Genomic DNA, 14,634 nt, shown 5'->3' on the forward strand with positions numbered 1-14,634 from the left:
GGGGGGCGGGGGGGGGGCCCGGGCCCCCCCCCGGGGGGGGGGGGGGGGGGGCGCCCCGTCCGCGTCAGACGCCTGCCAGCAGCGCCTCCAGTGCCGTCGCGGTCCTCGGGTGACGGGTGAGCAGGGCAGCGCCCGGCGGGGCGGCGTCCGGGCTCGCCCAGGCGCCGTCGCAGCCGAGCAGGTCCGCCAGTGCGTCGCAGGTCGCCGGATGGGCGGCGAGGAGTGCGACGCCGCGGGCCGGGCCCGCCGCCGGCCCCGCCGGCTCCGTGTCCGACGGCTCCTGAGCCTGGAGCCACGGCGGCACCCAGGCGTCCAGCTCCGGGAGGCGGGCCGGGACGACGCGGCCCGCCTCGCGGATGAGCAGGGGGGCCAGTTCGGCGCCGCTGGAGCGCAAGGTGGTGATCAGGGTCGGGAGCCAGGGCAGCAGGACGGGGTCAGGGAGGCGGGCGAAGGCGTTCGACACCGCCTCGACGACGAAGTCGGCGAGGCCCGGCACCGGTTCCAGGGCGTGGAGGAAACCGCTGAGGTAGCGGGGGTAGGCGGGGACGACGAGGGGGTTGGCGAGCAGGTCGTCGCAGCGTGCCCGCAGGGTGGTGCGGGACAGTGTGCCCAGGTGGGTCCGGGCCGCCCACAGCAGGGCCGTCCGCGCGGGCTCCTGGGGGTGGGACTGGGCGAGGGCCAGTTCGAGCTGGGTGCGGTCGCAGCCGAGGGAGAGGGCCAGGCCCTCCATGCTGAAGAGGAAGCCCAGCATGGCCGCGACCTGGCGGACCGTCGCGTCCTCGTCGGTGAACGCCGTCGGCAGCAGCGTGCAGTAGTGCGCGTAGCCGGTCTTGACGAAGGACTCGATCCAGGACGGCAGCACCGGTTCGCTGGTGCGGTAGTAGGCCAGCAGGCCGCGGATGCGGCGCAGTACCTCCGGTGCGCCGTCGACGGTGCGTTCGCTCGCCAGGACTTCCAGGGCGCGGGTGCCGAGTTCGTCGGCGAGGCGGCGGCTGCGCAGGTAGCGGATGGCGTCCTCGACGGTTTCCAGCACCTGGGCCGCGGTGGCCTGCGGCGCGTACGCGGTGCGGCGCAGCCGTTGCTCCAGGACCTGTTCGATGGTGACGCCCTCGTAGCCGAGTTCGATGAGCGGGCGCTGGTGGGTGCCGAGGGCCAGGTCCCAGGACTCCTGGATCGGGCGCTCGCCGAGGCGCCGGTCTCCCATGATCGGCCGGGCGGCGCCCTGGGGCAGGAGACGGCGCAGCATCCACAGCACGTCGGAGCAGCGCTCCAGCTCGGGCCGGGAGGCGATGTCCAGGAGGGCCCGCTGGACGCCGCGTTGCTGGAGTCTGAGGCCGAGCGGCGCGAGCCGGTCGTGCACGTCCCGTGCGAGCGGCGGCAGCGCGTCGTAGCCGACCTGGCCGACCCGGTCGCCGCCCATCATGATCTCGACCAGTCGGCGCACGTCCCGCCGCCCCGGCACCGTGTCCTTCTCGATGCAGGTGACGGCCGCGTCCTGGAAGTCGTAGGGCGTGGGCCTGACGCGGTCGCGCATCCCGGCCAGCAGGATCGACGTCTCGAACACGGCGATGGCGTCGGCGGTGGAGGCCAGGTAGCCGTTGCGTCGCGCGGCCCGCACGATGTCCACCGACCAGCCGAGGAGTTCGGCCTCGTCGAGGGGGTCGAGGGCGGGCGGCCGTTGGAGGAAGCCGGTGAGCCGGTCCGCGGGCCGGGCCTCGGGCACGGCGGCCGGGATGGGCAGGGCCTTCCTCGGCCTGGTGCTCTTCTCTGTGCCCGCCTGGCCTTCCAGGCGGTACGGCCGTACGCCGGTGCGCCGCAGGTTCTTCGCCCATTCCGTCGCGGCGATGGACACCGAGCCGGCGGCCAGGCCGAACTGCGCCTCGATGGCCGCGTGACTGGACGGGATCAGACCGTGCCGCCACTGGGTGGCGGTGGGCGGTGTGATGGTGAAGGTGTCGCTGCCGTGCACGCCGAACTCCTCGACGCGGCTGGCCGCGTGGAACGCGCCGCAGACGTACAGGCAGTCGGCGGGGTCGGTGCCGGTGGTGGCGAGGTGTGCGCGCATCCGGGTCCACATGTACCGCTCGCGGTCCTCGTCGATCCGCACGCGCCGCGGGTCGCCGGGAGCCAGGCGCCGGAAGAGGCTGCCGATGAGCAGCATGACCTGCCGGTAGGTGTCGTGGTCGCTGTCGCCGAGGGGCAGTTCGACGTACTGGTGCCACCACTCCGACCAGTGCCGTACGCGGCCGTGGCGCAGCAGGTGTTCCTCCAGTTCCGCGAAGCGCGGGCGGAGGTCGCCGATCTCCACGCCGACGGCGTCGCCGTGCAGGGCGGTCTCCTCGTCGGCGGGCGGCGCGTCGGGGTCGGTCTCGTGCGGGGTGGGTGTCTCCCATTGGAAGACGTGGTCGGAGGAGCGGTCGACGAGGACGAGTTCGACGCCGGGGGTGTCGAGGGCGTAGGCGATCGCCTGGTATTCGGCCGAGGCCTCGGTGACGGGGGCGACCACGGAGAGCGGCGCCCAGTCGGCGGGGAAGCCGTCGATCTCGCTCGCGAACGCCTGAACCGCCACGGGGAGGCGGCAGTTGCGCAGTTCGGTGAGGAGGGGCGCCATGTCCTCGCACAGCTCGAGGTAGATCACCTTCGGCTGCTTCTCGCGGAGGCGGCGGGCCATGGCGAGGGCCGAGGCCGGGGAGTGGTGGCAGACCGGGAAGATCTCCAGCGGTTCGCGCACCGCCCGTTCCACGTCGTCGACGATGCCCCGCAGGATGCCCTCCAGAGCTCCGGGCCCGTCGGCGAACGCGGTGGCCGCCTCCTGGAGTTGGGTGCGCAGGGCGCTGAACGTGCCCTCGGGCCGGCCGCTCATGACAGGGTCGCGATCGCGTCGCGGCCGCCCTCGAGGAACTCCGGCCAGGAGCCCCCTTCTTCCTTGCTGCGCGGTTCGACGACGCCGTGCAGGTACTTGTTGAGGATGGCGAGGTCCTCGGGCTCGCGCCGGGCCAGCGAGCCGACGAGCGAGGAGGCGAGGGTGTGGGCGGTGAGGGCGCGCTCGCCGAAGAAGTTGCTGTGCAGGATCGCGTCCTCCAGCACGCCGATCTGCTCGGCCGTGGACAGCGCGGACTCCAGCTTCTCGTCGTCGCTGCCGGCCGCGGCGGCGGAGGCCCGCAGGTCGGCGAAGCTCTGCAGCAGCACGTCCAGCAGGGTGGGCGGGACGTCCAGGTCGATCTGGTGGCGGCGCAGCAGTTCCTCGGTGCGGAAGCGGACGATCTCCGCCTCGCTCTTCTTGTTCGTCACGACCGGGATGCGGACGAAGTTGAAGCGGCGCTTGAGGGCGGAGGAGAGGTCGTTGACGCCCCGGTCGCGGCTGTTGGCGGTGGCGATGACGGAGAAGCCGGGTTTGGCGAAGACGATGTTGTCGCCGCCCGCGCCGTCGAGTTCGGGGACGGAGATGTACTTCTCCGACAGGATGGAGATCAGCGCGTCCTGGACGTCGCTGGTGGAGCGGGTCAGCTCCTCGAAGCGGCCGATCGTGCCGGTCTCCATCGCGGTCATGATCGGTGAGGGGATCATCGACTCCCGGGACTGGCCCTTGGCGATCACCATGGACACGTTCCACGAGTACTTGATGTGGTCCTCGGTGGTGCCGGCCGTGCCCTGCACCACCTGGGTGGAGTTGCGGCAGATCGCGGCGGACAGCAGTTCGGCCAGCCAGCTCTTGCCGGTGCCGGGGTCGCCGATGAGCAGCAGGCCGCGGTCGGAGGCGAGGGTGACGATGGAGCGCTCGACGAAGCTGCGGTCACCGAACCACTTCTGGGAGATCTCCCGGTCGAGGCCGTCGGCGCGCTCGGAACCGAGGACGAACAGGCGGACCATCTTCGGCGACAGACGCCAGGAGAACGGCTTGGGGTTGTCGTCGACGGACTCCAGCCAGTCCAGTTCCTCGGCGTACTTGATCTCGGCGGGGGCGCGCAACAGGTCGGACATGTCAGGGCCTTTCCAGGTGAACAGGGGGGCGAATGCCGCGAGTAGTGGGGCGAATGCCTAGGCGAGAGACGACTTGAGTTCGTGTACGAGCCTGCGGATGTGACCGGAGACCACCGGTGTGCCGAGGGCCTTGAAGCGCTCCCGGAACCATGGGTTGACCTCCTGGCGTCCGGAGCTGGTCACCGAGCCGACCGGAATGAATCTCACCCCGGAGCGGTGGACGGCCTCGATGCCCTCGAACAGCGGCTGGGAGCGGTCGAACTCGTAGAAGTCCGAGATCCACACCATCACGGTGTTCCGGGGTTCGGTGATCTTCGGGCGCGCCATGGCCATCGCGACCGGGCCGTCGTTGCCACCGCCGAGGTTGGTGCGCAGCAGCACCTCGAAGGGGTCGTTCACCCACGGGGTGAGGTCGATGGCGCGGGTGTCGTAGGCGATGAGGTGGACGTCCACCTTCGGCAGTCCGGCGAAGATCGACGCCAGGATGGTGCAGTTGACCATGGAGTCGACCATCGAGCCCGACTGGTCCACGACCACGATGAGCTTCTGCGGTGTCGTCCTGCGGGCGGTGTGCCGGTAGTAGAGGCGGTCGACGTAGAGCCGTTCCTCTTCGGGGCTGTAGTTGGTGAGGTTCTTCCAGATGGTGCGGTCGAGGTCGAGGTTGCGGAAGACGCGCTTGGGCGGGACGGAGCGGTCGGGGGCGCCGACGGTGGCCTTCTCGACCTGGGTGCGCAGCACGTCGGCGACCTCGTCGACGAAGCGGCGGATGAGGGCCTTGGCGTTGGCGAGGGCGACGCCCGACAGGTTGCTCTTGTCGCGCAGCAACTGCTCGATCAGCGACATGCTCGGGGTGAGCCGGGCGGCGAGCCTGGGGTCGGCGAGCACCTCGCGCAGATGCATCCGCTGGACGAGGTCGGCCTCGATGGCGCCCAGTTCGGGCCCGATGGCGGGGATCAGGCTGCCCGCGGCGGGGGTGCTCCCGCGGCCGCCGCGCAGTTCGCCGGGTGTGCAGCCGAGGGCGCGCTCCAGCCAGCCGGCGTCGGACTGCCAGCGCGACAGCTGCCCGGCGCTGACGGCTCCGCTGCCGGTGGCGAAGACGTTGAGCAGCACCTTGGAGACCAGCGCCGCGCGGCGCACCTCGGCGGCGCGGTCGCGTCCGTCCTCGTCGTCGCCGCTGTCGCCGGCCTCGGGGACCATGAGCCCGTCGAACTCGGCGGCCAGCTCCGGGTGGCGCTGCACGACGGAGTCGACGGAGGCCTGCGGGTCCAGCAGCGCGGGCGGCAGCCCGAGGTCCTCGACGACGGCGAGGCTCGCGGATTCCAGCGCGGGCTGCTCCTCGGGGTCGAAGAGGCGGGCGAGCAGCCGCCAGTAGAGGGCCTGGCGGCGGTTGTCGTGGGCAGCCGCCTCGGCGGGCTGCCCGGTGAGGTGCTCGGTCGTGTGCTCGGTCATCCGCTCGCTCATTTCCGCAGCAGCCTCCCCGCCCGCTCCCGCAGTACGGTCACGGCGTCCGTCGCGGCCTTCTCCGCCTTGACGCCGGTCTTGTCGGTGGTGCCGCCGGCCCAGGCGCCCGCCTGGAGGGCGACGGTCTTCTTGCGCACGGTCGTCTCGACGGCGAGCGGCTGGAGGCGGAACCGCCCGTCGTCCCAGCGCAGCAGGCCGATGCAGGCGCCGGAGGCGGCGACGGCCTCGGGGATGAGGGGGCCTGCGGTGGGGATGCGGTCGGTGTCGACGGCCAGGGTGTGGCCCGCGAAGGTGAGGGTGAGTGCGTCGCCGTCCTGCTGTGTGCTGTAGCCCTCCAGGAGCACCGGTTCGGCGAGGCGCGTGGGATGGCGGTCCAGAGGTGTGGTGCGTGCGGCGGTCGCGGTCGGGAGGGCGACCCGGGCGGTGGCGAAGGGGTCCGCGGGATCGCCCGGGCGGGCCCGCTCGTCGTCCCAGATCAGATCGCCCTCGTCGGTGAGGGGCATGTCGGTGAGGTCCATGGTGCGGCCTTCGCCGAGGGCGGCCAGCAGGGAGAGGTGGGGGCGCAGCAACTGCCAGACTCCGGCCGCGACGACGGTGTCCGGCTTGGGCACCGAGACGCTCGCGCGCACGAGGCGGGGGGCGCTGCCGTCGGCGGGTTCGAACACCGCGTGGACCTGGGCCTGCGCGGCGGTCGCGTGTTCGTGCAGGTCGACGCCGAGTGGCAGCAGACGGCCGGTGGCGGCGCCGGCGGCCGGCGACGCGGCAGCGCCGGGCTGCGTCAGGAGCAGGGCGCGCGCCCACAGGTCGCCCCAGCGGCGCGCCGGGAACCGCTCCAGGGCGGCGCCGGGACAGGAGGCGGCGAGTTCGGCGGCGAAGCCGTCGAGGAGCGTGGCCAGGCGGCGCAGAGCGGGGTCGGGGAGCATCGCGGAGACGATCTGCGCCGCCGAGCCGACGAGTTCGTGGTCGATGCCCTGCCAGCCGGTGCGGGCGAGGTCCGCGAGCCAGGTCCGGGCGGCCATCAGCAGGTTGGCCGCCTGCTGTGCGGCGGGTGCGGTCACCGCCGTCTCGGTGCGGGTGCGGCCGGTCGTCTCGTCGGCCCGGGCGGTCAGCGCGTCGTGGGCGGCGCCGAGCAGGGCGGTGCGGGCGGCGGCGAGGGCGAGGAAGTGGTCCTCGCTCGCGGCTCCGGCCGCGGCCTTCTCGGCGGCCTCGGCGACCCGCGCGGCCAGGGGAGAACCGGCGACGGCGTGGGCGAGCCGCGTCAGGTCGGCGGCGCGGGCCGGCTGGGGGCGCAGCAGGCCCGCGACGAGGGCCCGGTCGAGGGCGTCGACCGCCGCGAGGGCCTCGTCGAGCCCGTCGACGGGTGCGGTGAGCAGATCGGCGTGCTCCCCCACGCTCGCACCGGACCCGTGCACAGGCTCCTGCGGCGCTGCCGCCCGCGTCGGCGGGAACCAGTGCATCTCCGGCAACGGGGCGGTGGTGGGGGCGAGTTCGAGATAGGCGAGGTGGCGCAGGAACCTGCTGAAGACGGGGGCCGCCGCGGCCTTGCCGTCCGCCTGTGCGGGACGGGTGCCGATCATCGCGGCGGTGAGGGAAGCGGCGTCCGCCTCCCCGCTCCCGGGCTCGACGCGCAGATAGCGGGCGACCCGCTCTCCGCCGTACTGGAGGACGGCCTCGGTGATCAGTGCGCGGATGTGGTTGCAGAACGAGCCCCCGGCGCCGCCGCAGGGACGGTTGTTGTTGGTGCTGCACGCGAACGCGTAGGCGCCGGAGGCGACCGACGAGACATACACGCGCTCGATGTCGGAGCCGCTGGAGACCACGCCCTGGAGGCGTCCGTCGGCCAGTTCGACGAAGGGGACCTTGGCGAGCTTGCGTGGCCGGGCCGGTGGCACCACCCGGGCCGTGCTCGACTTCTCCCAGTCCGTCACCGCACCATCTCCTTCGCAGCACAAGGCGTGTCACGCCGAGTCGGCGCAGCACAGGGGGACTGTCGCGCCAGAGCGGCTGCGACAAGACCGAAGCTACCGGGGACCACTGACAACGCCCCCGCCCGCGACCCGACGGCGCTTTCACCGCCGATGGAGCGGGCCCGGAGCCCTCTCCGTCTCCTTCTAGAATTCGGATGATCATGCTCGGGGGCGTCGGCGGGGGCACGGCGAGAGAAGAAGGGACGGGATTGACCGAGGAACAGGCGGCTTTCGGGGCGCTGCTGCGGGAGTTGCGGCTGTCCGCGTCGCAGACCATCGAGGGCCTGGCGGAGGCGTCGGGCGTGAGCGTGCGCGGCATCGGGGACCTTGAGCGGGGGCGGCGGGCGGCTCCGCAGCGGCGGACGGTGGCCGCACTCGCGGACGGCCTCGGCCTGGACGAGGCCCAGAGGGAGCGTCTGCTGTCGGCCGCGCGGGCCGGGCGCAGTCCCGGCTACAGCCCGCTGGGAGTACGGGCGTTCCCGCGCGGCATCGGCGACTTCGTGGGTCGGGAACGGGAATTGGGACGGCTCACCGAGCTCGCCGCCGGCGAAAGTGCCCAGCCGGTGGTGGTGGCCGTGTCCGGGCCGCCTGGAACCGGCAAGACGACGCTCGCGCTGCACGCCGCACGCGGCCTCGCCGGCCGTTTTCCCGACGGGCAGCTGGTCCTGGACCTGCGCGGCATGGACGACGACCCGCCCGGCCCGGCCGAGCTCGTGCTGGGTGTGCTCAAGGCCCTCCAGGTCGCCGACCGCGACCTCGTCAAAGCCGGTCCGCAGGGCCATCCGGCGCTGTACCGGCAGCTGCTGGCCGAGCGGCGCTGTCTGCTGGTGCTGGACAACGCCCGGGACGAGGGCCAGGTGCGCCCGCTGCTGCCGGCCGCCGGTACGAGCATGGTGGTGGTGACGAGCCGGCGCATGCTGACGGGGTTGGAGAGCGTGCACCGGCTGCCGCTCGGAGAGCTGAGCCCGGCCGAGGCCGCCGCCTTCCTGACCGGCCTCGTCGGGGCCGATCGTGCCGAGGCCGATCCGGCCGCCCTCGCCGAGGTCGCCGAGCGCTGCGGGCATCTTCCGCTGGCGCTGCGGGTGGCGGGCAACTGGCTGGCCACGCGGACCGGTTGGACCGTGCGGCGGCTCGCCGACCGGCTCTCCGTCGAGGACCGGCGGCTGGACGTGCTCGCCGCCGGGGACGTCCGCGTCGACGCCGCCTTCGACCTGTCGTACCGGCAGCTCACGCCGTCCGCCGCACGGCTGTTCCGGCGGCTCGCGCTCGTGCCCGGTCCGGACGTCGGGGCCGCCGGGGCGGCCGAGCTGACCGGGCAGAAGGTGTTCGACGCCGAGGACGCCCTGGAGGAGCTGGTCGAGACCGGGCTGCTGGGCACGGACGGGGACCGGTACCGGCTCCACGACCTGCTGCGGCTGTTCGCCCGGATCCGGCTGGAGGCGGAGGAGAGCGGGCCGGACGCCGAGCGGGCCTGCGCGGCTCTGTATCGCTGGCTGCTGGAGACGGCGGTCGTGGCGGGCCGCTGGTTCGAGCCCGACCACGGCGCTCCCCCACCCACCTGGCAGGGCACCGTCGACCTGTCGTCCGCCGACCTCGCACGCGAGTGGCTCCAGGTGGAGGGCGCCCATTGGCTGGCCGCCCTACGCGCGGCAGCAGCCGCCGGCGAGCACGCCACCGTGGTGGAGGTGGCCGAGGCGCTGCACTGGTTCTCCGACCAGTGGATCTTCTGGGGGCACTGGCCGGAGGTGTTCGGCACCGCCGCCCGCTCGGCGCAGACCCTCGGCGACCCGGTCCTGGAGGCGACACACCTCAACTACCACGCCTGGGCGTTGCTGGTGTGCGAGGGCCGCCCCCACGACAGTCTCGCCCGCTCCGCCGAGTCGCTGGCCGTCGCGCGGCGTGCGGCCGACGTCCGGCAGGAGGCGTGGGCGCACGTCTACAGCGGCCTGGCCCTGCGCCGGCTCGGCGACCACGTTTCGGCCGCCGACCACATGCACCGTGCGGCGCCGATGTTCGAGGCCGTCGGCGACCTCCACGGCAGTCTCCAGGCGCAGCACGGGCACGCCATGGTCCTGCTGGACTCCGGCCGGCCCGAGGAGGCCCTCGTCTCCTACCGGGAAACGCTGAACTTCCTGGAGCGTGTCGGCGACCGAATCAAGTCGCACATCGCCGACTTCTCCCGGGGCGAGGTGCACTCGGGCATCGGGGCGAGCCACATGCTGATGCAGCGGTGGACGGAGGCCGTCGACCACTTCGCCACCGCCGCGGCGATCTCCCGGAAGAACGGCAACGCCGCCATGGAGAGCCGCCGCTTGGTCGAGCTGGGCGAGGCGCTGCTGTCCGCGGGCCGTCCGGAGGAGGCGCGGCAGGCCTTCGCCCGGTGTGTCTCGCTGGGCCTCGACGCCGACCCCCGGCGTGTCGCGGATGCCCGCGACCTTCTCGCCCGCCTCGACGCCGACTGACCCCCAGCCCCTGTCCCCGCGCCGCCGCAGCGAGAGGACGAGGCCGGGGGTACGGGCGTCGCCGGCGGGCGAGTTCCCCTCGTCGTACCGCCATCCTCGTCCAAGGGCTCCCCCGCGTCTTGTCCCGTAGCGCACAGGGTTGTTCCCTGCGCGCACTCTACGCGGCCCCCGGCTCGTGCCTCGCTTTCTGCCTGCTTCCTGCCTGGAGCCCGCCGCGGGCCACTGCTTGGCTGAGGAACGGCGGGGAAACCGGGCCGCACCGTCGCTGCCCGCCCCGGCGAAAGGCAGCAGCGGGCCCTCCTGGCCCGTGTGACCAACAGCGCCATGGCTTCGAGCTCTCCGCCGGTATCGCACAGGCGGAGAGGAGAACCGGGTGAACCTGGTGCTGACGACGGTTTCGGTCCCCGAGGGAGAGAGACTCGCCTACTGGCGGGACGCGCTGACCACGGCACTCGTACCGATGACGGTCACCGCGCGCGGCGACGGGCCGTTCTCGGGCCGGATCTCCGCCGCCCGCCTGGGGCACCTCCGCGTCTGCGCCATGGAGGCCGATCCGCACCGCACCAGCCGCACACACCGGCACATCGCCCAGGCGCCCGCGGACTACCTCGCGATCGGCGTCCAGACAGCGGGCACGGCCACCCTCGTCCAGGACGGCCGACACACCGAAGTCGGCGAGGGCGACCTCGTGGTCTACGACACGACACGCCCGTACTGCCTGGACTACCCCGAGCGGTTCTCCACCCGGATCGTGCAGATGCCCCGCCGGACCGTGGGCCTGCCCGAGGAGGATCTGCGGCGGGTCACCGGTACCGCGATCCCCGCCACCGAGGGGTTCGATGCCCTGCTGGCGTCCTTCCTGACCACCCTGACCGCCTCGGTCCCGGCCTGCTCCCCCTCCGTCGCGGCCACGTTGGCCGCCGGTGTCGTGGACCTCTTCGCCACGCTCGTGGACGAACGGACGCGGCAGGGCCGTCAGCAGACGGCGAGGGCGCCGCACGACCACCTCCTCCCGCGCATCCGGGACCACATCGACCGCAATCTGGGCGACCCGGAACTGTCCCCGCACACGGTCGCCGCCGCGCACCACATCTCCGTGCGCTACCTGCACCGTCTCTTCGAGGGCGAGGGCATCACGGTCACCCGGCTGATCCAGCAGCGACGGCTGCAGGAGTGCGCCCGTGAACTGGGCCTCCCCGGCGCGTCGAGGCGCACGGTGTCGGCGGTGGCCCAACGGTGGGGCTTCGCCAACCCCGCCCACTTCAGCCGGGTCTTCCGCGGCGCCTACGGCGTCTCACCGCGGGAGTGGCGCGGGACGGGTGGGAGGGGCGGTGCGGTCCTGGCCTGCTGACGGGCCGCCGTCGCACGGCCCGGTGGGGTACGCCGCCGTACCCCACCGGGTCCTGCGCTCAGCGGTCGTGGCCGCGGCCCGCCGCCGACGCGTACAGCAGCGCCAGCCCGGCCACGGTCGCCACCACGGTGCCCGCCGCGAGGACACGGCCCCGAAGGGGCCGGGACAGGCCCGCGCCGGACGAACGGGCGGACCGGGCCGACGCGACGCTCCTCCAGGAGCCCACCGAGAGCACCGACACGGCGGAGCCGACGGACCCCACGGACAGCACGCTGCCGACCGAGCCGACGGACAGGGCACTGCCCACGGAGCCGACGGACAGGGCACTGCCCACCGAGCCGACGGACAGGACACTGCCCACCGAGCCGACGGACAGGACACTGCCGACAGAACCGACGGAGAGGAAGCTGCCGACGGAACCGACGAACAGGAACGAGTCGATGGAGCCGATCGACAGGGCCGAGCGCTTCGATTGACGCGAACGCCAGGAGCCGTCGGCAAGGGAACGGATCGTCATGCGTCGATCCTCGCAGAAGCCCTCGCTCAGGTCTCGAACTCGCCGTACCAGGACCGCTCGACGAGGTGCTTCGGCAGGTACGGGGAGGACGTGTCGACGGGGAAGCCCCTGTCGTGGGCGAGGCAGGCCAGGGCGAGGGGGCCCAGGGCGACATGGCGGCGCGGGTCGGCCGAGCCGTCGTAGTAACGGGCGTGGTGACCGAGGGCCTCCCCGAGGGCCTCGGTGAACAGGTCCTGCTGGTCCCTGAGGAGGCGGTGGAAGAGGGCGACGGGCTGGTAGTCGACGAGGTTCAGGAAGTCGGCCGGGGTGCGGGTGGCCACGCGGGGCTCGGAGGACTCGATGGTGGCGACGAGCTTGGGCACGATGTCGTTGGCCGGGACGCCCCCGACGTAGCTCTGCAAGGTGTCGATCCAGTGGAAGACATAGTCGTCGTCCTGCGGACTGGCGTGGCGCAGTTGCTCCAGCGGGACCTGGCACAGGGTCTTCAGCCGGTCGAACTCGCGGCAGACGAGGGCGAGCCAGAAGGCGTCGAGCCAGGCGCGGGCGCTCGCGTGGGCGGCCGGGCCGGTGGCGGGCAGGGAGTGCACGTGGTCGCCGATGCGGCAGTCGACCGTGCCCTCGCGGGCGAGAGCGGTGGTGAACAGGGCGCTGCCGATCTGCGTCGCGGTGACCCAGGCCTCCCAGGTCTCCAGCTTCGCCGCCCGGGGGTCGTCCGCGCAGCGGGCGTGGGCGTGGGCCAGGGCCGCCTCGAAGGCGGGCGTGAAGCTCGCCGGGTCCTGCGCGAGCCGCCCGGTCGACTCGACGACGGTACGGGCGAGCCGGTCGACGTCGCTCGCGTCGGACGCGTCGGACGCCGGGCTCTCGGCGCCGCTGAGGCTCTTCATCAGGTCGAGCAGCTCCTGCGGCGGCACCACCGACATCACCCGGGTGTCGTGGTCGAAGTGCGTGAGGCAGACCAGCTGCCCCTGGTGCCACCAGTACAGCCGTGGGGTGAGCGAGCCGGGGCCGTCCTGGTAGGCGCCGAGGGCGTACGCCGCGAGGTCGTTGACCGCGTCGACGACGGTGCCGTCCACGATCGGGTGGAAGGCCAGCAGATGCCGGGTCGGTACGACGACGAGCGCGCCCGCCTCCGGCAGGTCCCGTCCGGTGACGTCCCGGACCAGCTCGGGCAGGACCAGGGCCTTGCTCGCGACGAAGTGGGAGTCGCCGTACACCGAGTGCAGCGCAGCGCCCGACGGGCCGTGGACCTCCGTGTGCTCCACCGGCTCGGCCAGCAGGTTGGCTCGCCCTGCGGCCCACAGGGCCTCGAGGCCGGCCCGTGCCACGTCGGCGTCGCCGAGGATCCGCACGGTCTCGGGCGCGTCCAGCGCGAGGCCGACGAGGAGGTCCTCGGCCACCGGGCGCACATGGCGGAACTGGTCCACGGCGTCGGCGGGGAGGGCGTCGGACGGCAGCAGGCGCAGGCGGGTGTGGCGCAACAGCTCCGGTGCGTCCTCGTCGCCGCGGGAGGCGGACTCCAGGCGCGTGAAGTGCTGCCGGACGAGTTCGGGCCAGGCCTCCTCCGGCGCGTCCCGGCACCACCGGGCGAGGTTGGTGAGCGGGTGCCGGTGGCCGTCGTACTCGACGACGTCCGTGTCGACCGTCGGCCGTATGCCGTGCCGGGCGGCGAAGTGGTCGGCCGTCAGGGCGCGCAGTCGGCCGGCCTGGGCCACGGTGAGGAGGGGCAAGTGGGCGTCGGGTGCGTCGTGTTGCGTCACATGATCACTCTACGGAGGTGTCCTCCGCGTGCTTCGGCCAGTCGCGGTAGGCGATGCGGGCCAGTTCGTGGACCTCGCCGATGGTGCTCCACTCGTCGCCGCCGAGCCGGGCCAGCGGGCGCAGCCTGCGGATGTCGGGGTGTCCGTCGACGATCACGTCCTCGTGGACGGCGGCGTGCACGACCTGTCCGAGGACGAGCGTGGAGTTGCCGATGCCCAGGGTGGAGTGCAGCCGGCATTCCAGGGCCACCGGCGAGGCCGCCACCCGGGGCGGCCTGACCCGCAGGGAGGGCTCCCGCTCGATGCCGACGGCGTCGAACTCGTCCTCGTCGGCGGGGAAGTCGACGGCGCTGGCGTTGATCTGCTCGAAGAGCGGCTCGGGGGCGAGGTTCACGACGAACTCGCCGGTGGCCTCGATGTTGCGCAACGAGTCCTTGCGGCCGACGGAGGTGAACTGGACGATCGGCGGGTCGGTGCAGGCGACGGTGAAGAACGAGTGCGGGGCGAGGTTGGCGGTGGTTCCGTCGGCCGCCAGGGTAGACACCCAGGCGATCGGCCGGGGGACGACGACGGCGGTGAGAAGCCGGTAGAAGGCTCCCGCGCCCAGGGACTCGGGATCGTGGTCGACGCGCATGGCTGCCAGTTCTACCGGACGGGGGTGTCCTGGGCGGAACCGGCCCCTGACCTCAGCCGACGTCCCACAGGAAGCGGTGGGTGTGGATGGCGAAGTAGGGGAAGGACTGGACGGCGCTGACGCCCTCGACGGGGCGGACGGTGTCGTTGACGAAGTCCAGGAGGTCCCTGGCGGTGGGGCTGACGACTTCGGCGAAGAGGTCGAAGCCACCGGAGGTGAGCACGGAGTAGACCACCTCGGGGTGGGTGGCGAGTGCGTCGGCGACGGGGCGCGGGTCGCCGTCGACGGTGATGCCGAGGAGGGCCATGGCCTGGCCGCCCATGGCCATCGGGTCGGTGACGCCGACGACCTGGACGGCGCGGGAGTCCAGCAGCCGTTGCAGGCGCTGGCGGGCGGCCGACGCGGACAGGCCGACTCTGGGGCCGAGGTCGGCGTACGCGATGCGTCCGTCGGTCTGCAGTTCGCGCAGGATGGCCCGGTCGATCTCGTCCACGTCTGTGTCCT

10 protein-coding genes and 1 pseudogene are annotated in these 14,634 nt (G+C 73.1%); 2 read left to right on the forward strand and 9 right to left on the reverse strand.

Features of this window, described 5'->3' with window-relative positions; translation table 11 throughout:
• Positions 1 to 64: 64 nt before the first annotated feature.
• From ACPT94_RS27175 to ACPT94_RS27195, 5 genes and pseudogenes are all read right to left on the reverse strand, one after another.
• Complete coding sequence (locus ACPT94_RS27175; RefSeq protein ID WP_425247043.1) at positions 65 to 2,863, reverse strand: hypothetical protein; 2,799 nt, start codon at positions 2,861 to 2,863, stop codon at positions 65 to 67.
• A complete protein-coding gene (locus ACPT94_RS27180; RefSeq protein ID WP_360341430.1) occupies positions 2,860 to 3,981 on the reverse strand; it encodes an ATP-binding protein in 1,122 nt (373 codons plus the stop codon). The genes ACPT94_RS27175 and ACPT94_RS27180 overlap by 4 nt, the downstream gene beginning before the upstream one ends.
• Before the next feature lie 57 nt (positions 3,982 to 4,038).
• The gene (locus tag ACPT94_RS27185) at positions 4,039 to 5,430 is read right to left on the reverse strand and encodes a VWA domain-containing protein (protein ID WP_425247044.1); all 1,392 of its coding nucleotides are present in this window, start codon (positions 5,428 to 5,430) and stop codon (positions 4,039 to 4,041) included.
• A gap of 8 nt (positions 5,431 to 5,438) precedes the next feature.
• Positions 5,439 to 6,833, reverse strand: coding sequence for a hypothetical protein (locus ACPT94_RS27190; RefSeq protein WP_425247058.1), 1,395 nt, complete (start codon positions 6,831 to 6,833; stop codon positions 5,439 to 5,441).
• Positions 6,834 to 6,866: 33 nt separating this feature from the next.
• Positions 6,867 to 7,370: pseudogene (locus tag ACPT94_RS27195) on the reverse strand (hypothetical protein); the annotation flags it as partial.
• A gap of 248 nt (positions 7,371 to 7,618) precedes the next feature.
• Here ACPT94_RS27195 and ACPT94_RS27200 point away from each other — a divergent pair.
• Both ACPT94_RS27200 and ACPT94_RS27205 read left to right on the forward strand, forming a co-directional pair.
• Positions 7,619 to 9,871, forward strand: coding sequence for an ATP-binding protein (locus ACPT94_RS27200; protein ID WP_425247045.1), 2,253 nt, complete (start codon positions 7,619 to 7,621; stop codon positions 9,869 to 9,871).
• A gap of 373 nt (positions 9,872 to 10,244) precedes the next feature.
• On the forward strand, positions 10,245 to 11,222 hold the full coding sequence (locus tag ACPT94_RS27205; RefSeq protein WP_360341439.1) for an AraC-like ligand-binding domain-containing protein: 978 nt from the start codon (positions 10,245 to 10,247) through the stop codon (positions 11,220 to 11,222).
• Between the two features lie 58 nt (positions 11,223 to 11,280).
• On the opposite strand, the gene ACPT94_RS27210 is transcribed toward ACPT94_RS27205, so the two are convergent.
• Genes ACPT94_RS27210 through ACPT94_RS27225 form a run of 4 tightly spaced genes read right to left on the reverse strand, consistent with a single transcriptional unit; the run spans position 11,281 to position 14,623 of the window.
• On the reverse strand, positions 11,281 to 11,739 hold the full coding sequence (locus tag ACPT94_RS27210; protein WP_425247046.1) for a hypothetical protein: 459 nt from the start codon (positions 11,737 to 11,739) through the stop codon (positions 11,281 to 11,283).
• Positions 11,740 to 11,765: 26 nt separating this feature from the next.
• Entirely contained in the window at positions 11,766 to 13,496 is a 1,731-nt protein-coding gene (locus tag ACPT94_RS27215) for an immunity 49 family protein (protein WP_425247047.1), read from the reverse strand.
• Between the two features lie 4 nt (positions 13,497 to 13,500).
• The gene (locus tag ACPT94_RS27220) at positions 13,501 to 14,130 is read right to left on the reverse strand and encodes a flavin reductase family protein (protein ID WP_425247048.1); all 630 of its coding nucleotides are present in this window, start codon (positions 14,128 to 14,130) and stop codon (positions 13,501 to 13,503) included.
• 52 nt (positions 14,131 to 14,182) lie between these two features.
• The gene (locus ACPT94_RS27225; protein WP_425247049.1) at positions 14,183 to 14,623 is read right to left on the reverse strand and encodes an Lrp/AsnC family transcriptional regulator; all 441 of its coding nucleotides are present in this window, start codon (positions 14,621 to 14,623) and stop codon (positions 14,183 to 14,185) included.
• Positions 14,624 to 14,634: the final 11 nt, after the last annotated feature.

It is taken from the genome of Streptomyces aurantiaciflavus (assembly GCF_049808595.1).
Lineage (GTDB): Bacteria > Actinomycetota > Actinomycetes > Streptomycetales > Streptomycetaceae > Streptomyces.